Origin of the sequence: Carboxylicivirga marina (genome assembly GCF_016612505.1) — a bacterium.
In the GTDB taxonomy this organism is placed as follows: Bacteria; Bacteroidota; Bacteroidia; order Bacteroidales; family Marinilabiliaceae; genus Carboxylicivirga; species Carboxylicivirga marina.
Genome location: NZ_JAENRR010000062.1, coordinates 1 through 26,646, shown reverse-complemented (window position 1 = coordinate 26,646; position 26,646 = coordinate 1). Strand labels below are relative to the sequence as shown.

The window sequence follows — 26,646 nt, the reverse complement described above, 5'->3', positions numbered from 1 at the left end:
AAAGAAAAAAGAAACCAAAGAAGTCTTACTCTATGAATTACAAACGATTATAAAGTCATGTTAACTAAACGACATTGGAATATAATGTAGGAAATACAATTTGTCGAACATCTTCTTTCTCATAATCTATGTATTGAACATCTAGAAGTTTATAATTGTCATTTAGACAAGATTCTAATTTTTCTCTTGTTGATTGAATAGCTAAAGCATATGAATTACTAGAATACAATTTCCACATAGCATCAGACTCATGTTCTGATTTATACCAACAATTAATATAGACCCATTGCTTACAATAGTTATAGAATTCAAGTACTTTAGCTGGAGTCATTCGCCAAACTTCTGAGAGCCTATTTAATACTCTCTTAGGTAATAAACCCTCAAAATTATCATCAAAGTTGTCTGCTCGTGACAAATACAGTTCACTACTATTTAAAAGTGAAACATATTTCGCAAAATCCATATAACGCCATACTTTTTCATTTCTCAATTGCATTCTAATGCTTTATAGTTAATTACTTTATTGGCTCTAAGTACCTTTCTTATTATTGCCAACTCTTCTGCACCTATACATCCACTTTATCTGCAAGCTACTGTATATTTAGAATCTTCATTCAACAAATTAAAGTAGTTACAAAATAATTCCATCCCTAAATTAACAAAATCAAACAGCCAAGCAATCATCATCTTTTTAATAATTCTCCTGCCATCAGCGACAACACTTCCGCGCGTGCGGAAATGGCGCTACCCAGAGCAGGAGAACTTCCGCAAGCGCGGAAACCGTGCTGCTCCAATCGGGAGCATTTTCGCACGTGCGAAAACGATGCTGCTCTTAGCGGGATAGTTTCCGCTAGTGCGGAAACCTTCTCTCCGTCAACGTGAAGGTTAACACCTGAAAGAGTGTGATATATCTCATGTTTTTATAAACAAAATTGGTTCATCTTTATACTGGACCTATTCCTAAATTCTAAACAATATGGAAAATACAAATCCACGCTTTAGTCATTATAACCAAAGTGAATGCATCCAGTACTTATTGGATGCAGCAGCGCTTTGCGCCAAGCCAAACAACGAAAGTCTGGCTACACCGCTAGAGGCGCTTGTACAAGGCAACACCAAGCTGGTGCAGGCCTTTAAAAAGGACAAGAAAAGTAACATTACGAAGCTACTGACGCTGTACGATCAGCGTCGCGATGATGCAGTGGTGTGCCTGCGCATGTGCGCCCAGGCTTACACCAATCATTACGATGCTGAAACTCGCGAAGCGGCCAGAATTGTGTTAAATACGATTGATAAGTATGGAAAATCGCTGCACAAGCTGAATTACCAATCCGAAACAAGCGTATTATCAAACTTGTATACCGACTGCACGTCTGAGCCTGTTGCCAGTGCAGTGGCTAAGATTCATATGAGTGATGTGGTTGAAGAAAAGAAAACAGCAAATGATCTTTTTAACGAAACCTACCTGGCTCGTGTGGAAGAATCGGCCGCTAAGGATCAGGTAGCAACCGGTGAGCTTGTGCAGGAAGCCATCGCCAACTATCGCCATTTGGTCACCTTTATTGAGGCCTATAACACCATTGATCCTGATGGCGGATATGACACACTACTGAAGCAACTTAGTGAGTTGGCGGCCAAATACAATGGTTTGATCACCACTAACGAAACCAAAGAAGAGGTGGAAGAAGAAACCCAGGCGTAAATAAATTATTAACCAAGAATAGGTTCACACTACAAACCCGCTTAGCATCAGCTTAGTGGGTTTGTTTGCTAATTAGGAGGCTTGCTCTCTTTTAGGCCTCATCGACTGAATACCCCAAACAAGCAGTAGTACAATCAGAATTAAAAAGTACAAGGTGGTAGATGTGCTTTTAATAACGGAGAAAACAGATGTTAAACTTACCAGTGATAGAGAGATATTGGGATAGCTGTTTAACAGACCTATGATACCAAAATTTTCGGCATAATCGAACAGACCGGCAATAAGGGGTATCAGGCAGAGGTACCATAAGCTGGTTCGAAGCTTTTTAATTTTTCGGAGTACGTAAGCCATCATCGCACTATAGCACAATATAAAAAGGAAGGGATACATCATATCCACCGGAATCTGTCGCCACTGATAAACGTAACGTCCCTCCTCACCCAATATGGTTAATAGCTTACTGACATAATCCACATCATAGCCCATTGGCATCATATCGAGCAGGTCCATTCCGTTGGCGAATTGCATGGTTTGCGGTATGGTTACCATCAGCATACCCACATACACAAGGTTACATAACACAAATAGCATCAGCACCATTCTTCCGGTCATGTTATTCAGTAATACTTTAACTGATTTCATAATTTAGTTCCTTGAATTATAATTGAGAAATGCCTTTTAACTCACCTAAGATGGCATCAAGTCTAATGGCATCTAAACCATCAATATGCATGAACGCGACCGCTGCTTCAATAGTGGATACAGTCTGCGGTTTAATGGAAAACTCGCCCACCTTTAAGGAGAATAACATGGTATTGACAACTTCCTGAGGTTTGCTCGTGAGGTAAACAGCTTTTTTGTCGCCCTGAAATTCACTATTACTTTTAAAGAAAGTCACCAGCGTTTGCATGTCGTCTTTTTCAAACATTACATTGGCATCTCTAAGATCCAGCACCACATTAGCATCCTTGTTAAAATCCGGATGTTGAATGGTTGCTTTTTTATTACGAATAATATCGTGCACCGTTATATCTCCCTGGTAATATTCTACAATTAGATTTAATTCACGAATAATTTTAAAAGTCAGCTTTATCATTGTCTTAGTGATAGTATAAATGACCATCGAAATAAAAGATGGTCATTACTTTTTCTGGTTAATCATTTTTATTAACCCGCTTCGATTCAAATTTTAAAACACAGATTAAAATTTATGCCGAACTCGGGTTATTAACTTTCGGCACTATTTTTAAACTCTTCCACCCATTTTAAAGCTGCCTCCTTGTCTTTCTCCATCACGAGTACATCGGCACCATCCAGTGTATGGTGAGGTGCCACAGTACCAATAATCTGATTCTTCATACTGGCTTCAATACCATTGTCTTTTAGTACTTCGCAAAGCATTTCCACTTCAATGGGTGTTCCGTTAAAAATGGGAACTAATTTGGTTTTATCGCTATCGGTCATAGTTATTGATTTAAAGTTTGTTTTAAGATAGGAAAAAATATTGAGACGAGCCGCCCCTATAGGCAGTAGGACCGTTACGCGAGGGAGCATTCACTAAGGAAAAGTAATTAACCTGGCTGTTAATCATTCTTCGCCTTTGGGAAGTAGTTCAAAGTCGTTGGGGCAACTTCTGTTCTAATAAAATATTAATCCCCCACAGTCCTGCGGACAGCTCCCCCAGTGGAGCATGGATTACCGAGATGTAAAACTAACCTAGCTGTCAGTCAATCTTCCCCTGGGGGAAGTGCCGAAGGCGATGGGGGAATTCTTCATAACCATTTAACAAAAAAAGATCAACTTTCTTCAAAATTAAACTTAGTTATTCATTAACACCTCCCACAGTCTTACAGACAACTCCCCCATGGAGCATAGATTACCGGGATGAAAAACTAACCTAGCTGTTAATCAAATCTTCCCCTGGGGGAAGTGCCGAAGGCGATGGGGGAATTCTTCATGACCATTTAACAAAAAACAGTCAACTTTTATTCAAAAATAAACTTAGTTATTCAATAACAAATCCCCCACAGTCCTGCGGACAGCTCCCCATGGGGAGCATGGATTACCGAGATACAAAACTAACCTAACTGTTAATCATTCTTCCCCCTGGGGAAGTGGCGGAAGGCCGATGGGGGAAAGCTTTTACACTCCCAACTCCTCTTTTCGCTCCGTAACTACCTCTTCAATTATACTAAGTGTAAGCGACAAATTATCAAGCACCATATCATCGGAGAAACGAAGAACTTTAAAACCTACGTTTTCTAATGCCTGATCACGCATTATGTCCCGTTCTTCTGCTCCATCTATCATATGAGAAGCTCCATCACATTCAATAATAAGCCTCAATTCTCGACTCATAAAATCGGCTATATAATTTAGAACAGGGCGTTGCCTCAAAAACTTGATTCCCATTATACTTTTCTTCAAAGCTAATTTCCACAAGTAGGACTCAGATTTAGTAAAATTACGCCTCAAACGCTTTGCTCGCTCGGTTAAATAGGGATTATAGTGCCAGTTGTTATGTTTTGATGCAATTTCCATTCAATTAAGTTCTGCAATATCGATAAGCTATGCAAATGAATTATTCATACTTGGGTTATCATTAGTTAAATCCCCCACAGTCCTGCGGACAGCTCCCCCAGGGGAGCATGGATTGACATTGCGCCTAACTCAAGATGTAAATCAAATCTTCCCCTGGGGGAAGTGCCGAAGGCGATGGGGGAATTCTCCATGACCAATTAACAAAAAAACGGTCAACGTTTTCTCAAAATAAAACCTAGTTATTCAATAGCAAATCCCCCACAGTCCTGCGGACAGCTCCCCCAGGTGAGCATGGATTGACATTATGCTTAACCAATACTGCTAATCTAATCTTCCCCTGGGGGAAGTGCCGAAGGCGATGGGGGAATTCTTCATGACCATTTAACAAAAAACAGTCAACTTTTATTCAAAAATAAACTTAGTTATTCAATAGCAAATCCCCCACAGTCCAGCGGACAGCTCCCCCAGGGGAGCATGGATTGACATTGCGCCTAACTCAAGATGTAAATCAAATCTTCCCCTGGGGGAAGTGCCGAAGGCGATGGGGGAATTCTCCATGACCAATTAACAAAAAAACGGTCAACGTTTTCTCAAAATAAAACCTAGTTATTCAATAGCAAATCCCCCACAGTCCAGCGGACAGCTCCCCCAGTGGAGCATGGATTTACATTATGCTTAACCAATACTGCTAATCTAATCTTCCCCTGGGGGAAGTGCCGAAGGCGATGAGGGAATATAAAAAAGCCACCCCGAAACGAAGTGGCTTTTGTTAAAATATTAGGTGACATATTAGTTGCCCTTACTCGTTTGTAATTGCTTAGCCATAGCTGCACCAATTAAACTCTCCAAAGGTGTTCCACCCTTTTCATCGCCACCAATAATCATGGTTTCAGGGAATTTAATTTTTGCAATCTCAGCGGCCACTTTCACATCGCGGTCAAGCTCCATGGCCAGCTTTACTTCAGGTGTAATACCGGCCGTTACTTTCTTCGAAATCTCATATGCCTCAGCATCAGCCGTTACCTTCACCTTCATTGCATTCAACTTTTCAGTTTCCAGGGCTATGGCTGCTAACTTTTTATTAGTCTCTTCCTGCTTCAGCTTTGTTTCAATAGCAATTAGCGCTTTCACCTGTTCCTTTTCCTGGTTAACACGCTCTTCCGCTTTATCACGCTCACCTTGTGCCACAATACGTTGTTGTTCAGCTTTTGCAGTTTCAATCATCTGCTGCTCCAACTGACGCTTGGCCGATTCATCACGCTGAGCCTCTAAGCGTTGTTTAAAGGTCGCTTCCAGGTCAATCTTATCAACAATCACCTGTGATACAATAATATTGTTTTCAGATAATTCGTGAGGGATACGCTTAGGAATATCATTCACTAAAATCTTTTCAACAATATAACTTGTTTGAATTTCTTTAATCGTACGGCGAGCAGTTGTCATATCAATGGCATCGTAAATCGTATCTTTTACTTCCAACTTATTTACAGCATAAGTTCCCTCTTTTAGCTGCTCTTCGAAAGTCTGACGGAATGATTGTGCTTCACCTGAGATGTAATTCTGGGCCGCAAACATATAACCTGTATTAATTAACTGCTCGCGCACTGTTGGAATAATGGTATTATTTACCAGGTTACTCATGGTACGGTACTTCACAGCAAGCTTGATAAAGGAAGGGCTGTCTTCTGGCAATTGAAAACGAAGAGATACATGACCTTTAGCTGTTACCTGATCAATAAAACGTACTGGTATTGGTTGCATCACCCCTTCCAATTCATCTAAATCAGACTCGGTTTGCGAGCTTACTACTTTTACATCAATGTATTTTTGCCATTTGTCAATCTTGGCAAATCCTCTCCATTTTATACCTTGCTCCATTACAGCACTCATGTGCCCAGTTGGTGAAACCAGTAAATAGTTGAATCCTCTGTCGGCAAAAAAGAATAATGAGTTAATTAACATTAGCAAAACACCAATAACCATAAGTATATTACCGTGTAAGCCTTTTACCCCTTTAAGTAGTTCCGGGACTTTGGTTGATTGTTTGAAAAGTTTTGAGAGTATAATGGCAGCCACTCCGGCCACAAACACAAGAAAACCTAAAAAAAGTTGTCATTTTAATTCAAATTAAGTTCTGAGATTTAAGTTTATTTTATTCTCCTTAAACTTATCTGAATAAGATTACATAACAAGAATAATTCATCAAGTATTTTACAAAAGGTTGAATTATTTACACTAATGACCTTTGAAAAGATTAGCTAAACCGCTTTTAGGAGTATCTGACACCCGTTTAAGATTTAGTTTTATTGACAAGCTAAGAATGTAACGAAGATGATGAAGACGTTAATGCATAAAAAAGCCCCCAATGACTTTTCAAAGGGAGCTTTTATCGTTTAACCAAAATTAAACCCCTTTACAGGCGTTTAATACCTCTAATATCAGATTTTTCTATCACTTCTACAATACTAATAGCATAACCACCACCCGGAGCACACATCTGCGATAACTTAGAACGCGATGTAACAACGTACTTTTTGATTTCGTATGCTTTAGGATTCGTCTCCCAATGGGCATCTTTAGCATCGGCATACACAGTAGCGATGTACTTTTTGCCTGGAGTCAGGAAGTCAAATTTGATTTTTGAAGTTCGAACCTGCTCATCGTTAGTGCGGCCAACAAACCAACTTGAGCTACCTTTCTCTTTACGTGCAAAAGTGATGTAATCGCCAGGCTCAGCCTCAAGTACTTTAGTGTCGTCCCAATCGATTGCCACATCCTTAATGAATTGGAAAGCATCCATATGCCTGGCGTAGGTCTCCGGAAGGTCGGCAGCCATTTGCAGCGGACTGTACATGGTCACATACAATGCCAGTTGACGAGCAATGGTTGTGCGCACCCTTGAACCATTATCAGGGTTATACTGGCTTACATCTGGCTCAAAAATACCAGGCGTATAATCCATTGGTCCTCCGATTAGTCGCGTAAAAGGTAGTATCGTGGTATGATTGACATTATTACCACCAAAAGCCTCATATTCTGTACCACGCGCACTTTCATTACCAATCAGGTTTGGATAAGTACGGCATAAGCCAGTAGGACGAACCGCCTCGTGAGCATTGATCATGATTTTATATTCAGCTGCTTTCTCAAGTGCATACTGGTAATGGTTTACCATCCACTGCCCATAATGGTATTCACCACGAGGAATAATATCGCCTACATAGCCACTTTTAACCGAGTTGTAATTATTATCGGCCATAAACTGATAGGCCTTATCCATGTGGCGTTCATAATTACGTACCGAACCTGATGTTTCGTGATGCATCATCAATCGCACTCCTTTGCTTTTAGCGTAGTCTCGAAGCATCTCTACATCAAAATCAGGATAAGGCGTTACAAAATCAAACACATAGTCTTTTGATTTACCAAACCAGTCTTCCCAGCCCTCGTTCCATCCTTCTACCAATACAGCATCAAAACCGTGCTCCGAAGCAAAATCGACATAACGCTTCACTTTGGTATTGTTGGCTGAATGCTTATCATTAGGCTCTGTTAATGAATAATCTGTTTCACCAAGTTTTACGCTAGGCAAATCAGTGTATGCCCATGAACCTTTGCCTGTAATCATTTCCCACCAAACACCAATATATTTAACTGGTTCAATCCACTCAACATCATCATAAGCACAAGGCTCGTTAAGGTTAAGTGTTATATTCGACATCAGAACATCGGCTGCATCATCACTCACGATAACAGTTCGCCACGGCGATTGACAAGGTGCCTGCATATAACCTTTATCACCTCGTGCATCGGGCGTTAGGTGCGACTTAAAAATCATGTTTTTGTCGTCTAATTCAAGGTGCATACATGAATAGTCGATCAACGCTGCCTCATGCAGGTTAATGTACAAACCATCGTCACTTTTCATCATTAGAGCAGTCTGCACACCAGGCTCAGTAAATGGTGTTTGTGAGGCATTGCCAGTTACAGCTGTGCTCATCAGGCCACGTATCTCACTTAGCTTCGACTCGGTATAATCATATTCTTGCGTATCGTAATCACCAGGAATCCAGAAAGCTTTATGATCACCTGCCATGGCGAATTCACTATTCTCTTCTTTAATGACAAAATAGGTCATATTTGCTTGCTCAGGAAATTCGTAACGAAATCCCAAACCATCATCGAACAAACGGAATCGAATGTTCATAACTCGCTTTGTTTCCGTTTGAGTTAGTGATACAAACAGTTCGTTGTAATGATTGCGAATATCCTTCCACTCACCCCATACCGGTTGCCAGGTCTCATCAAAGGATGCCGTTTCAACAGCAGTCAATTCAAAACCACTTATTAAGTCTTCAGCATCTTTTAACTCAAAGCCCAGGCGACTTTCTTTAATGACTTCTTTACCCTTAAAAGATAAATAGTAGGTTGGAACACCGTCTTTAAGCTCAAAATTTAAGCTTGTTTGACCATTGGGCGATTTCAATCCTTCAGCCCATACGCTGATGCCGATCAACAACATTAGTTGAATAAATAATAATTTCTTCATGTTACAATGAATTTTCAATAAACCAGAAATACGTTCAACATGCACTTTATTAAGAACAAAGCACTGTTAAAGCAGCTCATATAATACGGTAGAGGTGAATGCCAAAGTTAAATAGTTTTCGTAGTAATTCATTACTGACAACAAAACGGTACGGTGACACTTAACTTTGCATGCGAATCATTTATCACTCACTCACTGATACTTACAATAAGAAAACTACATTTTCACGACAACAAACACCCTATTATAAATTTATCCATGAGCTATTATCAAACGTTTGCAGAATACTTACAAGAGCACCTCTTCACTTATTGCTCCTAATTAATTTCTATCTTTAAACTTTAATGAAGCGATACATTGCCTAACGATTAAAACATAAAAATTAAAAGAATTATGAAGAACATTGTTTTCCTGTTAACCCTACTTACTGCTTCAATAGCAACAAATGCTCAAACAGTTAAAGCCATTACTCAACACGGTGAAACGGTTGTTTTATATGAAAATGGCACCTGGAAATATGAAAAAGATGTTCAAAACAATGCCACAGAAGCAGTATCATCAAGTACTACTCCTTCTGCTCCTCCAGTTGTAGCTGTAGCCGCTATTGAGATAGATGCAAACAAAGAAGCCACATCTGAAAAGGTAGAGCTTTGCAATGCTGTTAGTAAAAAGCTATCACGTTTCTTTGGTGAAGAAAAAGGACGTGTACGATGTTCTGTGTCAGCTACGAACTCAAAAGGTGAAATATCACTAAACTTTGAGTTTATGATGCAAATTGGAGATGCTAACCGCTACTTTGGTTATTCAGCGGCTGACCGAACTATGAAGGTTGAGCTATCCGATGGTTCTAATATTCAAACAACTTTCACTGATAATATTGAAGAGAAGTTTATTGATAAGTGGGGTGTTTCATATTACAAAGCCTCTGTAAAGCTAAGTCAAGAAGATGCCATCAAACTATATCAAAATAATGCCATAAGAATGGTTATTGACTGGAAGAAACTGGAGGAAGAGTACCAGATTGAAACGATTGACGGTTTTAAAACTGTATTATCTGAAGTATTATAATTCATGAAGCATCTGGGTAAGGTAGGATTAGCACTTGGCGGCGGTGGCGCCAAAGGATTTGCGCACATTGGTGTTCTTCAAGCACTTGAAGAATATAAAATACCAGTTCATAAAATTGCAGGAACAAGTATGGGCGCCATAGTGGGAGTGCTCTACTCTGCCGGATTTAACGCTGGTGAAATATTGGAATTGCTCCGAAAAGAAAAAGTATGGAACTGGTTTAAAATAGACATCCTTAGAGGTGGCTTGGTCAATTTAACTGGTGCCAAAGAGACGTTGATAAAGCACGTAAGTCATGAAAAGTTTGACCAATTAACGATCCCTTTTAGCGTAACTGCCAGCAACCTAAATACAGGTAAGGTAAAAGTAGTGAATCAGGGAGGTAAACTATTTGATTGGGTCATGGCCAGCTGCAGCGTGCCCGTGGCCTTCACGCCTGTAACAATTGATGGATATACTTATGTTGACGGTGGCATATTTATGAATCTTCCGGCCGAACCGTTAATGTTTGAGTGCGATACTGTGATTGGCTCAAGTGTTATTGTTGACAAAAAGATACATTCCATTAAAAATGCTAAAGATGTGGCTGAGCGTGTCTTTAATTTATCCATTATTCAAAATGAACGCATTAGCAAGCTGCACTGCGACTACTTTCTTGGGACCAAAAAACTGAATGACTATTCGATGTGGGACTTCAACCATTTTGAAGAGATTGTTGCCATCGGATATAAAACAGCAAAAAAGAAAATTGAAAGAGACTGGCTTGCTTCAATGCAAAATACTAATTGAACCAATAACAACTAACACTACTCACCATGAATTCACATGAAATAGATTATGAAATTAAAGGGCACGACGTTCAGTTTGTTGAAGTTGAACTCGACCCTCGTGAAACGGTAATTGCTGAAGCCGGTGCCATGCTATATATGGAAGATGGCATCCAGTTTGAAACAAAAATGGGCGACGGCTCAAACCCCTCACAAGGCTTTTTAGGCAAAATAGCCTCCAGTGCATCGCGTTTAATTACAGGCGAATCATTGTTTATCACACATTTCACTCATCATGGATATGGTAAGAAACGCGTTGCCTTTTCAGCTCCCTACCCTGGAACCATCGTTCCGCTTGACCTTAGTCAGTTGGGTGGTCGAGTTATTGTACAAAAAGACGCTTTCCTGTGTGCGGCATTGGGAACTAAATTATCAATGCATTTTAACAAGAAAATTGGAGCCGGATTCTTTGGTGGTGAAGGCTTTATCCTTCAGAAATTAGAAGGTGACGGCAAAACCTTTATCCATGCCGGTGGTACCCTGGTTGAAAAAGAACTGAATGGCGAAACCTTACGAGTAGATACGGGATGTGTGGTTGGCTTTACCGATGGCATTGATTTTAGCATAGAACGTGCTGGTGGTCTTAAATCGATGGTGTTTGGTGGAGAAGGTATCTTTTTATCAACTTTGCATGGCCATGGAAAAGTATGGCTTCAGTCGATGCCAATTAATAAACTGATTCGAGCCATTGCTCCAGGTGGAAGAAATTCGGGTAAAGAAAGCAGCGGTGGGTTACTGAATGAGATATTTGAGTAAAAAAGCAAAAAAAGGCAGCTATGAAATGCTGCCTTTCATATTATACTGAACAATTAATCATTAAAGTACGTCGCCACAAACTGCAAAGCAGCATTCGTATAAATAGTGTTTTCATTGGATGAGTAACTCTCTTCATTATCCAAAAAACAACAAGCTGGTGGTGTATTCTCATCAAACACATTTTGCAAGGCCTCATCATTTCGGTACTTATTAGGGCCACCTGTCATTATGCCAGGAATTGGTTCAACATTTAAATCTGAAACCGTGGGTGCATGGTGCAGGTGTAATATTCGATTGGTACCAACTCCAGTTACATAACAAACTTTATTAGGATTAAGTCCCAGAATATAATCCAAATGCCGAGCCGCTAATTCTCCGCTTGCTTTGTCGGCCAACACAAGGTTAGCCATCACTAAATTCATGGCCTTAAAAAGTACTGTTCCATTGGAACCCCATGTATAATCATCGGCGCTCATCCCAATACCAAATCCTTCATTTTTGGCGACATCGATGTGCTGTTGGCAATACTTGTGCAAGCCTTTTTTGAGTGCATCCTGTATGCCTTTCAGTTTGTTGTCGTTCGCCAATAAAAGAGAGTAAAAACCAAGAGCTGCCGGATTAATCCATCCAGGCTCTGAAAATTGACTTTTAAAAATCCTGTTTAGCTCCATGAAATCTGAAAGGTATTTCTTTTTACCTGTTGACAAATACATTTCAGCGGCTGCCCATATACGTTCATCTTTATCATAGCCATCTGAATAGCCTCCCGCTTTTGTATCTGCCGGATTCTTAAAACCTCCTTCAGGAAAAATATCCGGGTGTTCATCTAGGTATCCATATGCTAGAATGGCTGCCCTCAGGCACTCCTCAGCAAAGGCATTATCTATTGATTCAAAGATTCGCCATGACTTTGCCATAATAGCAGCAAAATCAGCAGTAGCAGTTGATGAAACTTCATATATAAACTGTGGCACTTCGCCCTCAGATGGCATAATAAACTGAACATAGTCTTTGGTGTGTACTTTTTCATGTACTGCTCCATCTGTTCGTTGCATTTTAAACAACCAATTCAACTCATAGCGTATTTCATCTAAAACATCAGGCACTCCATTACCACTTTCGGGAATACCCCACTCATCAGATTGCCATTTATCTTTATTGAGTTCGTAAGATGCATAAAGGATACCAATCGTAACAGAACCCGGAGCCGTATATTTTCCATAATCACCCGCATCGTGCCATCCGCCAGTCATGCTCTTCGTTCCTGTTTGTTCGCAATTAGGGTGATAATAACAATCTTCGGTATGACAAATATGACGAGCAAACTGCCCCGCATACTTCGCTTCAATTTCCATTCCACATCGTTGAAGAAACAAGGCCTTATTGGCCTTTTCAATAACATCAGTATATACTGCATCAGCAATATTAAAAGTATATGAGGTAATGCCTGAGTTAATTGATGAATGAACACGAATAAGATAATTCCCTTCAACGTTCAACGGAGTAAAATCACCTTCGTAAAGTATCATTCCGCTACATACGTCATTTTCAGCTCTTAAAGAGAATGAGCCTGAATAGGCAATCCCACCAGTTTGTACATTGATAACATCAAAGCTGGATGCAAGATAACCTGTTAATACTTTTTTGATCTGATGTTTTTGATAACCAACTTGATTGATGTAAATGTTTTGTTGAGCATATGCTTGCATACAGCACAACATTAAAGCTACCAGTAAAAGCAAAACATAAAAAGAAATCAATATCACAATACTAACTTGCCCTGTTTTAATTTCTTCTTTTCCCGTTTAGTCATCTCTTTTGTAACGACATCCATAGGATGTATTACCTCAGAATTAATAAAAGAATTATCAAAAGAAATCACTTGACCGTCGTTTCGTAAATAGGTAAATGGAACGGTGCTAATACGACCTTCTCCCATAAATTTGCAAAGTGCCACCTTGACATACAAAGCATCACTAACAAACCCAATAGCCTGCCCCGGATAAATATAAGAACCGGTTTTAACCATCGGTTTCATGATATCAATATTTTCATAAATCATCACTGTGCCATCGGCATGCATCACCTCCACCGAAGGTGTATTAGATATCCTATCGCTTTGATTGACATTACGCGTATTTGCCACAACGTAACCCTTGCGCATACAACAAATTGTGTCGCCCTTGTTTAATTTAAATTGATTTAAGTAATACCTGTTTGTTTTTTGAGAAAACTTGTAGATTTCAATCTTTTTTCCGGCACTGACAGGAAGTAAATATGGAAATATCTGGTCAGCTTCCTTATTCTCAATCCCCAGGAAATAGCGCGTGCTATATTGATAATCAAAGCCTCCTTCAGCATCTTTTAACGATAAAGTTACTATCCTATGCTTACCTGGATAAATAACTTCCTTATGTTGGCCAATATTAGGTGTTAAATTTATTAAGATCTTAAATTCTATTTCGACAACATAAGGGTAATTGGAACGATTTTCAGCAAAAAAAGTGATCTTATCACCATTTCTCTCGCCATTCACTTTTATAGGATTATGATGACGTGAACCAAAGGTTATATATTCATCTAATTTTTCGTATTGCGCCTGTAGTTTAGTAGAGATACAAATTAAGCAAAGAAGTATCGCTAGTGAGTAGATTCTTTTCATTAGTCTGTTTCATAGTTTCTCCAAAAATATAATTTAATGTTAAACTATGTCCACCATTCGCAATAAACTATACAATAACGGCTATGCTACTGTTATTGTCTTATTAATTTCCTTTATAACCAAACCAGCAAGGGTAAAGCCATAAATCCCAGTAATATGAGCCAGACTTCCATTAATAGCGGCTTTTAAACTACACCATTCATGATTCACTAAATCAGGATCACCAGGGCCGTTCTCAGCTTTAGGACACAAACATTTTTCAGTACCACAAGTAGCATCGGCTCCCACATTTTCCAATAACTCATCGCTGTATACACATAAAAAATCGCGAGCTGGTTCACCAACCTTCCTAACCATTTTACGAATTTTACGAGCTAAGGGACACCCTTGTACATTCCAGAATGAATCAACTTTAATGCGAGTTGGATCCATTTTTAGTGCAGCGCCCATAGATGAGACAAAAATGGCTTCAGTATCAGTTGCTCGTTGTATCAAATGTACTTTGCTTGCCAAGCTATCAATCGCATCAATGATAACATCGTAACGGTCCAGATCAAAATCCTCAGATGTTTCTTTACTATATATCTTTTGCAAAGCAGTGATTTCGGCTTTCGGGTTTATTTCTAACAAGCGTTCTTTAAGGGCCTCTGTTTTTACTTGACCAACGGTTTTTGATGTAGCCATCAATTGCCGGTTAACGTTTGTTACACAAACACGATCACTATCAACAATAGTTAGTTGAGTGATACCGGTTCGGATGAGGCTTTCGGCACACCAACTACCAACTCCTCCAATGCCAAACAGAATTACCTTCTTATCAGCCAAAGAGTTCATAACCGCTTTACCCATCAATAACTCTGAACGATGAAAAATCCCTTTTCCCATTTTCTCACATTTTGCGCAAAAATAGAAAAAAGTCGGCATGCTAAAAATAGCCCAATTGTTAAGAGATGTTTATAGTGAAATATATCGCTTTATTTACATGTTAATTTCGCGATCTCTGAAGCCAAGAAGATATAGTAAAGCATCAAGTCCGATGGTTGAAATGTGGTGTTTGGCTGACTCTTTCACCTTTGGCTTAGCATGAAAAGCAATGCCCAAACCTGCTATTTTTAGCATGGGTAAATCGTTGGAACCATCACCAACCGCAATCACCTGCTCTAAATGAATATCTTCTTTAAAAGCTAACAATTTAAGTAGTTCCGCTTTTTTCTCACCATTAACAATCTCCCCTTTGTGCTTTCCTGTCAATTTGCCGTTTTCAATTTCCAATTCATTGGCAAATACATAATCAATGTCCAGTTTACTTTTCAAGTAGTTACCAAAATAGGTGAATCCACCGGAAAGAATAGCTGTTTTGTAGCCGTACTTTTTAAGTGTTTTAAACAAGCGCTCTGCCCCTTCTGTAACAGGTAGGTTTTCAGCAATATCCTTCATCACATTTTCATCCAACCCTTTGAGCAATGCCACTCTTTGAATAAAGCTTTCGTTGAAATCAATTTCCCCACGCATCGCAGCTTCGGTTATCTCCTTCACTTTATCGCCAATACCCGCTTTTATAGCAAGTTCATCTATTACCTCTGTTTGAATAAGAGTTGAATCCATATCAAAACAAACCAAACGACGGTTGCGACGGAAAATATTATCGGCCTGAAAAGCAATGTCAACACCTGCAGTTTTTGAAATATCAATAAAGGCCTGCTTCATCCCTTCCCCACTTTTAGGCGTACCACGCACCGAAAACTCCACAACTGACTTGTCGTTGCCTTCATGATCATCGAGCAATACACGGCCACTTAAACGTGAAATATAATCAATATTTAAGCCCTGATTTGAGATGATACTGGTTACTTGCGAAAGTTGTTCTGCACTCAGCTTGCGTGATAATAAGGTAATAATAAAACGATCTTTACCTTGCTGACCTACCCAATCTTTGTATTTCTCTTCGGTAACAGGTGTAAATTTTAAATTTAGCCCAAGCTCATACGATTTAAAAAGTAGCTCTTTTAAAACAGGAGCTGATTCAGCTGCCTCAGGCACTTCAAATAAGATACCCAAACCAAGATCCTCGTGAATAACCGCCTGACCAATATCCAGAATATTAACACCGTAGTGTGATAATATTCCTGTAAGCGTTGCTGTTAACCCAGGTTTATCTTCTCCTGATATATTGAGCAAAATAATCTCTTTGGCTTTGTTCATGATTAAGCAGTTTGTAGTTAAATCGACGACAAAAATAACAATCTATTACGAAACGCCTTTAATTGGGTGTTATTTTTAAATCTCTAAAAAAAAAGAACCGCTACTTATAAATTATAAGAAACGGTTCCATATCGATATAAATGCAAAGTTATTAGTTACTTTCTATCACATGTCCTTTACCCCGGTAAAGATCTAACTCGCCATCTAATAATACCGCGATTACGGTCATTTCATTATCCAATACTTTGTGAGGCAAATCAATATATGTGATACCTGGCACAGCACTCCAATATTGCTTACCTATCACTTTGTGGCTTAATTTGGTACCATTTCCAACCACCCAAATTCGATTTATTTTGTTTTTTAAACCACGTAAAACGAGTGGCCCATTGTTTTTTCCATCCACCATCAGATAAAGAATATTTTTATCTTTTGATACAGCTGTGGGTCCATTATAGTGCCCTGATGGAATGGCATCTGTCATATCCTCAAGCGCTATCTGATGTTTTTTATTCCATCTGTCACTTTTCGTCACCTCAGCCATCTCATATTCTTTCAAGGTAGTTACCGGATTTATCAATCGAATGCTGCTTTTCAAATCAATAGCGATTACTGTAATGGCAGGATCACACACTTCGGCTTTAACATCTATAGACAGCAGGTTATTATTGAATTCGTAGTTCAATGGTGCATCAGTACCTACTACACGAACAGAAGAAATATCAACATCTAAACCGTTAACCAATACCTTATGATTCGGCTTTCGGTCTAAATACAAATAAAGGGTTTCTCCATCTTTTGATATGGCAGTTGGACCATTGTAATGCTTATAATCAATGCCAGCATGCGTTTCATAAATGGCTTCGCTGTGCTTTTTTGTCCATCGTCCAAATTCTTTTAATATATCCAATTGAGGCTGAGGGATGGAGCCATCTTCTTTGGGACCAATATCCAATAAAAGATTACCTCCCATATTGATGCAATCGACAAATATACGCAAGAGCTGGTATGGTGTTTTGTAATTATGATCGTTGTGCTGATAGCCCCATGAATCGTTCATCGTCATGCACAATTCCCAATAAGGATTATTGGGCTTTTTAATTGGTGCTCCCTGCTCAGGTGTATCATAATCGCCATAACCACGAAGGCGACTGTTTAGAATGATATTCTTGTTATACTTTAGCATTAACTCTCGTAACTCTTTGGACTTCCACTCCTCAGCAGAATGCTCCCAGTCTCCATCAAACCAATATAAATCAGGGTCAAATCGCTTTGAAAGTTCGGTCATTTGGGTAAAATAAAAGTCAGTAAAACGATTCCATCTCTCCTCATCCTTTGCGTATCGTTTTTCATTACGAAGATGCCCCGGGTAATCTGGGTAAGACCAGTCAATCAGGGAGTAATACAAACCTACTTTGATGTCCTTCTTTTTCAGTGCCTTTACAAATGGGGTAACAATATCTTTTTGACCCGCTGAATTTTTAACCGTATTATAATGGTCCGTATCAGAGTTCCATAGCGCTACGCCATCATGATGCTTTGTGGTCAGAACTGAATACTTTGCGCCACTTTCTTTAATAATACTGGCCCATTCATTCGCATCGAACTGTGAAGCAGTAAAGCCATCGAGTTGCTTCATGTAATCATCGTAATTGATATAGCCATTATAAAACGACCACGATTCATCAATGCCGTTAACAGCATATATGCCATAATGAATAAAGATTCCTAATTTGGCATCTTTAAACCATTGCATTCGCTTGGCTTTTTCCTTCTCTGATTCCTGCTCGTTTTTTTGTGCCGACACCGTTAAGGTAAATACAGCTGCCAGTAGTAATACTAATATGTTTTTCATGATAGTCAAAGGTTATTATTTCTTGGTTTTCCAGGTTCTTCCTTCGTTATTGATATGCCAGTTATAATCGCTTTCTAATCGACTGGCAATTCCTTCAAATAACGACGTTGTTGATTCCAATTGCTTAACATACTTCAAATTTGATAAACCCAGGTTATTAAGTTGATTTAACTCCTGTGCGTATGCTCCATTAGTTTTGTAATACAATTTTTGAGCATAATAAACCTTGTAAAGCTCCCACTTGACCAACTCATCTTTATTAAATTCAAACGCTTCGTCTCCTTGACCGGCAATCACATCTGAAAACTGAATAAAGCCCCATGTTTCAGGACGATGCATATTTATAAATCCTTGTGGTGACCATACCCAGTTATCTTCCGGATAGTGCTTTCCTGTTTCTGAATTAATTCGTTTTACGTAGTTATTTTCCTCCACAACTAATTGCCATTGAACACGGCTAAAATTAATTCGCCATTGATTACCTCCTTTAGCAGGCACTCCACCACAATACTCATGCAATACTTTCAGTGGGAATGCTATTTCTACAAACCAACCTTCATCAATATCATCGGGTTGATTGACGGTACCTATAAGTTTTACAGCCGATTTTAATCCGTTAATATCCCAGTTATTAATAGCAGGGCCACCATCACGATATGGCTTTGCCAATAACAAATCCCAAACTGTATTAAATGCATTCACTTCATACTCGTAATAGCCATGCGTATCACCATTAGGATCTATAAAAACCTCAAAATCATTATCGTAAAAAATAACGGCATCACGTTCGGTAATGCTTGCCCAAAGATGGGGTTCTTCCATAAAAGCGGCAACATAAAGATACTCGTCATCCCAGAGCATTTTTGCTTTTGTATTGTACTTAGGCCTCGGCTTTTTGTCGCCTTGAATATCGACAAACAAATTAGTCCATGCTGTATTTTGCCATGCATCTTCATCTAGGTTACCATCTATAATTAATGGATCTTTCGTCCGGTAACAAACGTAGCTTTCGGGATGGAATGGCGCTATATCTAGCGTATCACCTTCATGCTTGTCAATTGGAAGACAAGCAACCATCAATAAAGAAATTAATAAAAGTTTGCTCATGTTGCTTTTGCGATAATTATTGACACAAAATTACAAATCAATACACTTTCTGCCTTCGTTCAATTGTTCTGATTGGGCTATTAAATGTTCCTCAACATCCTATTTATAACATGAAGAAGTAAGTTTGAAACATCATTACCCAATTGACAAGTACTCGATCAGACAAAATCAGTTTAGCATGTGTTTACATTCTACAATGACTAAAAAAGTGCTAAGGAGATTTGTCAGCTTTAGAAAAATTTTTACTTTTGCACCGCTGTTAAGAAAAACAGCTTCTTGTTAAACGAACAGGTATTGCGAAAATAGCTCAGTTGGTAGAGCACGACCTTGCCAAGGTCGGGGTCGCGGGTTCGAGTCCCGTTTTTCGCTCAGGGTTTAATAGTAATTAAAATTGGATTAACACTGCGGTCGATTCAATTTTAGTTTGCCGATGTAGCTCAGGGGTAGAGCGCTTCCTTGGTAAGGAAGAGGTCACGAGTTCAATTCTCGTCATTGGCTCAAAAAGAGGGTAATCTTATGACTACCCTTTTTTTTATTTCTGTATTTTAGCTACTACCGCTTCATCGATACTGTATTTCCCAGGTCCTTTACTAAAAATAACGAATAACATTACCAAGTAGTAAAATGGTATTTCAAAACCATTATTGGCTGCTGCAAATCCATTGCCCCAATGCACGGTTAAAATAACAATAATCATTATCAGCATTAATGGAATAGTGATATACCTGGTTAATAAACCCAACATTAACAGGAAGAAACCAGCAAATTCAAAAGTTCCTGCCAATAGAACAGCCAGCTTAGGCAAAGGGAAACCAAGATTACCCAACCACTCTGATGCTCCGTTAATATTGCCGAATTTCTTTACTGACGGCTCATAAAAACCAAAAGCCAATACAAGCCGCAAGGCCAATAAAGCCCAATCACCGGTTCGTGTATCAGCAGTATTAATAAACTTAATAACACGCTTCATTTAATCGGATTTAGTTAATAAAAAGTAATAACAGAATGGGTTTGGAACTGTAATTCACTGCGTAAGATATGATTAAATTTGACTCAACGACCAAATATGCTCTAAAACATGCTAATACCTTTAATACAGCATTACCTTTTCCTATAGAGAATCAATCGATTCTACTACCAATAAAAGCTTATTTCTTTAGTTGCGATAACAAGTCCTTTCTATTTCTCAAACAGCCATATCTACTATAACGGTATATGTATATAACTTATTATACCAATTGTTTTATTCGAACTCCACTTATAAAACTACCCTTTATCTATTTGCCTCATTTAGCTTCTGCCTGAGCTGTTGTTTCTGTGCATCTGTCATTTGCATAGGCACTCCTTGCTTTTCAACACGACGGTTCATTTTCTTTATTGCCTTAGTTATGAATTTAGTTTGTCTTTCAAAACGACGACAATATTTACACATCATTAAATGAAAGGTTAACTGGATTTTTTCGATACGTGTTAATTTATCTTGCTGCTTTTTTGAAATAAGAAAGGTAGCTTCTTTGCAACTGATCATCATTTTTCCTTTTGTATCCATATCTCCCATCTTATTTAAACCAGCTTTTTTCAACACAATCGCGCAACTGAAGACGTGCCCTATGCATGATCACCCACATATTTGACGAACTTATTTCTAATTCCTTACAAACTTCTTCGCCATTCATTTCGTCCATAACCCGAAGCATAAAACACGAGGCCCATTTCTCGGGTAAATGACGAATACAAGCCTGAAGAATATTCATAAACTCTTCATTTTCCAAATCGCTATCCGCCATTGTCTGCCATTCCTTAGGCGCTTTATTTTCAAGCCAATGATCATCCAACATTCCTTGCTTGGCAAAACGTTCATCTGGCATTTCAAACGACAATTCCTTTTTTCGAGAGTTCTTACGGTAATGATCTATTATTTTCCGTTTTAGAATAGCAGTTAGCCAGGTAAGTTCACTACTCTCACCTTTGAATGACGAAGAGCTTTTTATCCCGGCCAAAAAAGTTTCCTGAACCAAACCTTCGGCCAAAACACTTTTATTTATGCGAGTTAAAGCATAACGAAATAATATATCGGCATAGTTATCGACCCAGCCATCTGGATTAAGTTGATGATTCATAAGACAGTATGTAGCTTAATAAGTTATTATACATAAACACACCAACGTATCATTAAGTTTTCGGATAATAATTTTTATACTCTTTTTTATATTATTGCATAGCAATACATAAAACCAAATTGATGAGAAACCTAAAAATCAAAGCTTTACTTCCCATTGGCATTTTTCTAATTCTCTACCTTGTTCCAGGTTGGATCAGTGGTGATTTTTATAAAATGCCAATCATTATCTCGTTTTTGGCAGCAGCTGGTGTGGCTATTTTTATGGCGCCAGGCAAAAGTGTTTCAAACAAAATGGAAACCTTCACCAAAGGCATGGGACATTCGGGCATTATGATGATGTGTTTAATATTTATGATGGCTGGTGCCTTTGCCAATGTGGCAAAAGAAATGGGCGCAGTAAGTTCAACCGTTAACATTGGCCTTCAATTTCTTCCGCAGGAAATCCTTTTGGCTGGAATATTTATAATTGCCTGTTTTATAGCCTTAGCCGTTGGTACATCTGTAGGTACAGTGGTAGCCCTTACTCCTGTAGCATTAGGATTAGGAGAAGCGACTCAAATCAACGCTGCCATGGCGGTTGGGGCAGCTATAGGCGGTGCTATGTTTGGAGATAACCTATCCATGATATCGGACACAACCATTGCTGCAACCCGAACTCAAAATTGCCACATGAGAGACAAGTTCAGGGCAAACATCCGCTTGGTACTGCCCGCAGCCATTATTTCATTACTAATTTATGTATTCGCTCCATCATCCAACGCTTCTCAAAACATAGACATCCAGTTAATTGACTACCTCAAGATATTTCCTTACCTGGCTGTTTTAATAGCTGCCATCATGGGAATGAATGTCTTTTTGGTTTTGTTTATAGGTATTATTTTAGCTGGCATAGTAGGCTTTTTCAATGGCGATTTCACAATATGGTCTTTCATAACATCAATAAGTAACGGCATGCAAGGTATGGCCGAAATTGTCATGATTTCGCTATTGGTTGGTGGAATCGTTGAAATCATTCGCATTAATGGAGGTATTGAATACATCATCCATCACATTGGCAAACACACAAAAGGTCAGAAAGGCGCTGAGCTGAGTATAGTTGGATTAACCAGTTTGGTGAATGTATTTACAGCCAATAATACCATTGCCATACTCATGTCGGGCCCAATAGTAAAAAACATTGCAGATAAGTTTAGCATCACACCTAAACGTTCAGCCAGCTTGATGGATACTTCTTCATGCTTTATTCAGGGTATACTACCCTATGGTGCGCAAATATTAGCAGCCGTTGGTCTTGCAGCAGGCGCTCTATCACCTTTCGACATCATGAGCTATTTATTCTACCCATTTTTGATGGGCATTACCGTTCTGGTTTCAATATTCATAAGAAAGCCTGCCTTGAAATAATTCAAAGCAGGCTTATATAATTGTTTATGCTCTAATCCATACCTTTCAGGTACTTATAGAATTCGCTATCAGTAGATAGTATAATGTGGGTTTGGTTATCAAAGGTCTGTTCATAGGCCTCCATTGATTTCAGAAAGCTGTATAAATGACGTGATTGTGACGTTTTATTGTATGCCAAAGCATAAATTGAAGCAGCCTCAGCATCCGCTTTACCCTTTATTTCCTCAGCTGTTTTATAAGCTTCAGAAACAATGGTTTTTAACTCACGATCTTTTTCACCATTGATACGAGAAGCTTCACCTTGTCCTTCTGATTTGAACTTATCAGCAATACGATGACGCTCACTTTTCATTCGCTCATATACCTGCGTTTGTACTTCCTCAACATAATTAATACGCTTAAAACGGAAATCCAAAATAGCAATACCTAATTCTTTAGCCTGCTCATTTGAAGCTATCTGAATCATCTCTTGAATTTTGTCACGCCCAACATGAATGGTGGTTAAACTATCGCCAATCATTTCACCAGCTATACCAGCCGATACCGGGGTGCGATTACTTGAGCGAACTGCTTCTTCGATGTTGTGCTTCGCAATATAATTACGTGTTTCACCATCTAAAATATCATCCAGTCGAGAGTAGGCACTTCTTTCATTAGTCATACGCTTGTAAAACTGTAGCGGGTCAGTTATTTGCCAACGTGCATAAGTATCTACAAAAATAAACTTCTTATCCTTGGTTGGCACCTGATTCGGATCGCCATCCCACTCTAAATATCTTTTGTCAAAGTAATGAGTTGTTTGTATAAAAGGCACTTTGAATTTCATGCCAGGTGTGGTAATAGCATTGCCAACCGGCTTACCAAACTGTGTTACTACCACTTGTTCTGTTTCATCAACAATATATGTTGCCTGCGATAACAAAAACAAAGCAATAGCACCCAGAACTAATACGATGATTGATTTCTTATTGTCCATTGTTAGTCGTCTTTTGTTGTGAAAGTTGCATTTGTAAAAGTGGTAAAACACTGTTACCATTTTGGTCGGTAATAATCTTTTGACCTAAGCGAGGCATCACCTCTTCCATTGTTTCCAAATAGATTCGACGGCGTGTTACTTCGGGAGCTTTTACATATTCTTTGTATAAAGCATTGAATCGTGCCACATCACCTTGGGCATTATTTACACGCTCTGTGGCATATCCTTCTGCCATTTGTATTGTTTCTTTAGCCTGACCTGCAGCTTTTGGAATTACCTTGTTATACTCAGCCTTCGCCTGATTTATCAAAGTTTCTTTTTCCTGCTGTGCCTCATTTACTGCATTAAAAGCGGCCTTTACCTGCTCTGGCGGGTTTACATCCTGCAATACTACCTGCTCTATTTTTACACCTACCGAATACTCGCGACACACCTGTTGCATAAGCTCTTGTAATCGTGAGCTAATTTCGGCACGACCAATAGTTAAAACCTCATTCACAGTACGATCTCCTACAATCTGACGCATTGCCGACTCGGATATATCGCGCAATGTAACTTCAGGGTTTCTTACTTTAAACAAGTAATTGTACGGATTATCAATTCGATACTGAACCACCCACTCTACATCAGCCAGATTTAAATCGCCAGTTAACATGAGAGATTCTTCAATGCCTCCTTTACGCGAGTAGGACGATTTAACTCCTGCACTGGTTGTTCTGAATCCAAATTCCATTTTTTGTTGACGTTCTACCGCTACTTTATACACTGATTCTACTAATGGAATTTTGTAGTTCAAGCCTGGCTCTACGGTTCTTATGTATTTACCAAAGCGAACAATAACGCCAACTTCTTCTGGGTCGATAGTAAAAAATGCCGACCAGGCCATTATGGCCACAAATAACATAAGCGCTACGGAGCGTATGTTTTTTAATAGTTTCTCAAGAACGCCATTGGACGATTTGAGATCAAACTGATTTGATGTCATATGATTAGTTTAATTTGAAAACTCGATTGCCTGGAAGAAAAATGTATTCATTCATTGATCAACTCATCCAAATGTAATACAAAAAAGAAGCTTAGAAAAGAATTAAACAATGAAGCCCGACATATTCTGTCGGGCTCGTCATTAATTATTCGTAAAAAATGAATTATTTCACATCTACATTCTTCATCGTTAGCGTAAGCGGATATTTCTTTTTCAATGCTTTATCTTGTTCTTTAGTGAGTTTGTTATAATCCCATCCGTTATTAGATGCCAGCTCTTTTCTTAAACTCCAAACAGTGGAGTAAACCATATCTAATGTTTGAATATAGTCGTTGTAAGTAGTTTTGTTGCTATACTCATAAAGGATAACATATTTCTTGTTTCCTTTCAAATGTTCATGCAAATCCCGAGCTTTTGTTTCATAGCTTGAACTTAAAGAATGGTTAACTTTAAATAGACTAATCCCCTTTGATTCAAGATTATCCAAATCAATCATTTTTGCTGTTTTCGGAGGTAATAAGTTCAATAAAGCCGTATTTGTTTCAGTAATTCCTGTAGACTTATGAGCCTTAGCAACATATCCAATTTTAAGTAAGTCATTTTCACGAAGGGCATGTTTTATTTTATCAACATCCTTCATTTTCATACCCTCGTCAATTTCCAACATTATAGTTTTTACAGTTGGTGACAAACTCGCAAGCTCCTTTCTAATGGAAGATTCTAAATTTTCTAAATCGGAACCCTCACCATCAACAAAGAATCCATCTTTAGACAGAAGAATTGAAAAAAGCACATAGTCATAATCAAAAGATTTAACAGATTTGGCAGTAGGCACATTTAACTTCCTCATTTCTCCATCCATCACAATATAAGTGCCGTCAAAGCGCTCAAATATCTTTTCTTCATCATCCATGAATAAAATGAGATTGCCATTCCTAATCCTATATTCCATGCTTGACTCTGTTTCATCTCCCTTTAGCGAAATTTCATTGCTCTCAAGCGTGCACGAAAATTCGTCAATGAGTATTACATCTTCATCTTCTATCGTTATGAAAACGGCTTTGTCATTTTTAAAACTCACATATTGCTTCTCATTAACTTTTTTATGCACTGCCATCCAGGAACCTTCAATGTTTTCTGTATCAGATACAGTTTGGGACAAATTCGTTTTACTTGTCATGTTAGCAAAAAAGAAAAAAGCGATCGTTAACATTGGAAATACTAACAAGGCTTTCAGTTTTGCACTATTTCCTGATTTTATTTTATTCATCATGGCTATTCGTTTTTTAATTGATAATAAATTAAAATTATTGACCAACTCTACTGAGCGAATGCTGATTAACTGACTCAGTAATAGAGACTGATAATCGAATAACTCATGTCCCTGGTCAATCACTTGCCGGTCGGCAATGTACTCGTGACATGTTTTAATCGATTTCTGTATGCGCCATGTAAGCGGATTAAACCATTGAAATATGGTAATGATGTGTGCCAATAGTAAATCCACTGAATGCTTATGCTGCACATGAACTTTTTCATGTGATATAACTTGCTCATATTCTTTCGGTTGCAATACTTGTTTATTAATAAATATCCAATTCATAAATGAGAAAGATGGTATATCCTCATTAATCAAGACAATCGAATATCCATTGTGATACTTGACTTTATTTCGTCGGACAATTAGAACTAAATTAAAAACAAGCAGCAACAAACGTATTGTAAAAAAGAGCACGCCGCTGATATAAGTATAAAATAGTATGCTTGATAGTGAAATAGAAGAATTGTTACTCTGATTTTGAGAAGCACTTAGCCTGAATAATTCATGAACCAAATTTAAGAAGAAATGGACTCAATATTTAATTTAAGGAGTCATCTTCAACTGCCATA

The 26,646-nt window shown here is 38.5% G+C and carries 24 protein-coding genes and 2 tRNA genes; 7 read left to right on the top strand and 19 right to left on the bottom strand.

The genetic code is table 11. The annotated features are described in order from the left end of the window. Window positions 1–64: 64 nt before the first annotated feature. Window positions 65–496 carry a hypothetical protein gene (locus JIV24_RS18450; RefSeq protein ID WP_200466553.1) on the bottom strand — a complete coding sequence of 144 codons (432 nt, stop codon included), beginning with the start codon at window positions 494–496 and terminating at the stop codon, window positions 65–67. 480 nt (window positions 497–976) lie between these two features. On the opposite strand from JIV24_RS18450, the gene JIV24_RS18445 reads away from it, so the two are divergent. Continuing rightward, a complete protein-coding gene (locus JIV24_RS18445) occupies window positions 977–1,702 on the top strand; it encodes a DUF6261 family protein (RefSeq protein ID WP_200466552.1) in 726 nt (241 codons plus the stop codon). A 72-nt stretch (window positions 1,703–1,774) separates the two neighbouring features. Here JIV24_RS18445 and JIV24_RS18440 read toward each other — a convergent pair whose 3' ends face one another. The 6 genes from JIV24_RS18440 to JIV24_RS18415 all read right to left on the bottom strand — a co-directional run bounded on the left by JIV24_RS18440 (window position 1,775) and on the right by JIV24_RS18415 (window position 8,792). Beyond that, window positions 1,775–2,344, bottom strand: coding sequence for a hypothetical protein (locus JIV24_RS18440; protein WP_200466551.1), 570 nt, complete (start codon window positions 2,342–2,344; stop codon window positions 1,775–1,777). A 16-nt stretch (window positions 2,345–2,360) separates the two neighbouring features. Beyond that, window positions 2,361–2,798, bottom strand: coding sequence for a hypothetical protein (locus tag JIV24_RS18435; RefSeq protein WP_200466550.1), 438 nt, complete (start codon window positions 2,796–2,798; stop codon window positions 2,361–2,363). Window positions 2,799–2,929: 131 nt separating this feature from the next. Next, on the bottom strand, window positions 2,930–3,166 hold the full coding sequence (locus JIV24_RS18430) for a putative signal transducing protein (RefSeq protein WP_200466549.1): 237 nt from the start codon (window positions 3,164–3,166) through the stop codon (window positions 2,930–2,932). A 678-nt stretch (window positions 3,167–3,844) separates the two neighbouring features. Beyond that, on the bottom strand, window positions 3,845–4,243 hold the full coding sequence (locus JIV24_RS18425; RefSeq protein WP_200466548.1) for an endonuclease domain-containing protein: 399 nt from the start codon (window positions 4,241–4,243) through the stop codon (window positions 3,845–3,847). Between the two features lie 789 nt (window positions 4,244–5,032). Continuing rightward, entirely contained in the window at window positions 5,033–6,334 is a 1,302-nt protein-coding gene (locus JIV24_RS18420; protein WP_200466547.1) for an SPFH domain-containing protein, read from the bottom strand. Window positions 6,335–6,656: 322 nt separating this feature from the next. Continuing rightward, complete coding sequence (locus JIV24_RS18415) at window positions 6,657–8,792, bottom strand: glycoside hydrolase family 97 protein (protein ID WP_234445876.1); 2,136 nt, start codon at window positions 8,790–8,792, stop codon at window positions 6,657–6,659. 393 nt (window positions 8,793–9,185) lie between these two features. Here JIV24_RS18415 and JIV24_RS18410 point away from each other — a divergent pair, with 393 nt between their 5' ends. From JIV24_RS18410 to JIV24_RS18400, 3 genes are read left to right on the top strand one after another with little or no spacing between them, the layout of a single operon-like run. Continuing rightward, a complete protein-coding gene (locus JIV24_RS18410; RefSeq protein ID WP_200466546.1) occupies window positions 9,186–9,860 on the top strand; it encodes a DUF3157 family protein in 675 nt (224 codons plus the stop codon). A 3-nt stretch (window positions 9,861–9,863) separates the two neighbouring features. After that, entirely contained in the window at window positions 9,864–10,649 is a 786-nt protein-coding gene (locus tag JIV24_RS18405) for a patatin-like phospholipase family protein (protein ID WP_200466545.1), read from the top strand. A gap of 26 nt (window positions 10,650–10,675) precedes the next feature. Beyond that, a complete protein-coding gene (locus tag JIV24_RS18400) occupies window positions 10,676–11,443 on the top strand; it encodes a TIGR00266 family protein (RefSeq protein WP_200466544.1) in 768 nt (255 codons plus the stop codon). 53 nt (window positions 11,444–11,496) lie between these two features. Here JIV24_RS18400 and JIV24_RS18395 read toward each other — a convergent pair whose 3' ends face one another. The 6 genes from JIV24_RS18395 to JIV24_RS18370 all read right to left on the bottom strand — a co-directional run bounded on the left by JIV24_RS18395 (window position 11,497) and on the right by JIV24_RS18370 (window position 19,269). Further along, on the bottom strand, window positions 11,497–13,152 hold the full coding sequence (locus tag JIV24_RS18395; RefSeq protein WP_200466543.1) for a glycoside hydrolase family 9 protein: 1,656 nt from the start codon (window positions 13,150–13,152) through the stop codon (window positions 11,497–11,499). A 53-nt stretch (window positions 13,153–13,205) separates the two neighbouring features. Continuing rightward, window positions 13,206–14,105, bottom strand: coding sequence for a hypothetical protein (locus tag JIV24_RS18390; protein ID WP_200466542.1), 900 nt, complete (start codon window positions 14,103–14,105; stop codon window positions 13,206–13,208). Between the two features lie 81 nt (window positions 14,106–14,186). Next, the gene (locus JIV24_RS18385) at window positions 14,187–14,990 is read right to left on the bottom strand and encodes a tRNA threonylcarbamoyladenosine dehydratase (RefSeq protein WP_200466541.1); all 804 of its coding nucleotides are present in this window, start codon (window positions 14,988–14,990) and stop codon (window positions 14,187–14,189) included. A gap of 93 nt (window positions 14,991–15,083) precedes the next feature. After that, a complete protein-coding gene (serB, locus tag JIV24_RS18380; protein WP_200466540.1) occupies window positions 15,084–16,307 on the bottom strand; it encodes a phosphoserine phosphatase SerB in 1,224 nt (407 codons plus the stop codon). Window positions 16,308–16,458: 151 nt separating this feature from the next. Next, entirely contained in the window at window positions 16,459–18,162 is a 1,704-nt protein-coding gene (locus tag JIV24_RS18375; RefSeq protein WP_200466539.1) for an alpha-L-fucosidase, read from the bottom strand. A gap of 15 nt (window positions 18,163–18,177) precedes the next feature. Further along, on the bottom strand, window positions 18,178–19,269 hold the full coding sequence (locus tag JIV24_RS18370; protein ID WP_200466538.1) for a carbohydrate-binding family 9-like protein: 1,092 nt from the start codon (window positions 19,267–19,269) through the stop codon (window positions 18,178–18,180). A gap of 296 nt (window positions 19,270–19,565) precedes the next feature. Here JIV24_RS18370 and JIV24_RS18365 point away from each other — a divergent pair. After that, window positions 19,566–19,638 (top strand) — tRNA-Gly (locus JIV24_RS18365). 57 nt (window positions 19,639–19,695) lie between these two features. Next, window positions 19,696–19,767, top strand: a tRNA-Thr gene (locus tag JIV24_RS18360). A 34-nt stretch (window positions 19,768–19,801) separates the two neighbouring features. Here the strand turns inward: JIV24_RS18360 and JIV24_RS18355 are convergent. The 3 genes from JIV24_RS18355 to JIV24_RS18345 all read right to left on the bottom strand — a co-directional run bounded on the left by JIV24_RS18355 (window position 19,802) and on the right by JIV24_RS18345 (window position 21,389). Beyond that, the gene (locus JIV24_RS18355; protein ID WP_200466537.1) at window positions 19,802–20,239 is read right to left on the bottom strand and encodes an HvfX family Cu-binding RiPP maturation protein; all 438 of its coding nucleotides are present in this window, start codon (window positions 20,237–20,239) and stop codon (window positions 19,802–19,804) included. A 303-nt stretch (window positions 20,240–20,542) separates the two neighbouring features. Then, the gene (locus JIV24_RS18350; protein ID WP_200466536.1) at window positions 20,543–20,818 is read right to left on the bottom strand and encodes an anti-sigma factor family protein; all 276 of its coding nucleotides are present in this window, start codon (window positions 20,816–20,818) and stop codon (window positions 20,543–20,545) included. A 10-nt stretch (window positions 20,819–20,828) separates the two neighbouring features. Continuing rightward, on the bottom strand, window positions 20,829–21,389 hold the full coding sequence (locus tag JIV24_RS18345) for a sigma-70 family RNA polymerase sigma factor (protein ID WP_200466535.1): 561 nt from the start codon (window positions 21,387–21,389) through the stop codon (window positions 20,829–20,831). A 122-nt stretch (window positions 21,390–21,511) separates the two neighbouring features. Here JIV24_RS18345 and JIV24_RS18340 point away from each other — a divergent pair, with 122 nt between their 5' ends. After that, window positions 21,512–22,795, top strand: a complete 1,284-nt coding sequence (locus JIV24_RS18340) for a Na+/H+ antiporter NhaC family protein (protein ID WP_200466534.1) — start codon at window positions 21,512–21,514, stop codon at window positions 22,793–22,795. A gap of 31 nt (window positions 22,796–22,826) precedes the next feature. Here JIV24_RS18340 and hflC read toward each other — a convergent pair whose 3' ends face one another. From hflC to JIV24_RS18325, 3 genes are all read right to left on the bottom strand, one after another. Continuing rightward, window positions 22,827–23,771 carry a protease modulator HflC gene (gene hflC / locus JIV24_RS18335; protein ID WP_200466533.1) on the bottom strand — a complete coding sequence of 315 codons (945 nt, stop codon included), beginning with the start codon at window positions 23,769–23,771 and terminating at the stop codon, window positions 22,827–22,829. Further along, entirely contained in the window at window positions 23,761–24,756 is a 996-nt protein-coding gene (hflK, locus tag JIV24_RS18330; RefSeq protein WP_200466532.1) for an FtsH protease activity modulator HflK, read from the bottom strand. Before hflK ends, hflC begins: the two co-directional genes overlap by 11 nt. A 163-nt stretch (window positions 24,757–24,919) precedes the next feature. Continuing rightward, entirely contained in the window at window positions 24,920–26,359 is a 1,440-nt protein-coding gene (locus JIV24_RS18325; RefSeq protein WP_200466531.1) for a M56 family metallopeptidase, read from the bottom strand. Window positions 26,360–26,646 lie beyond the last annotated feature (287 nt).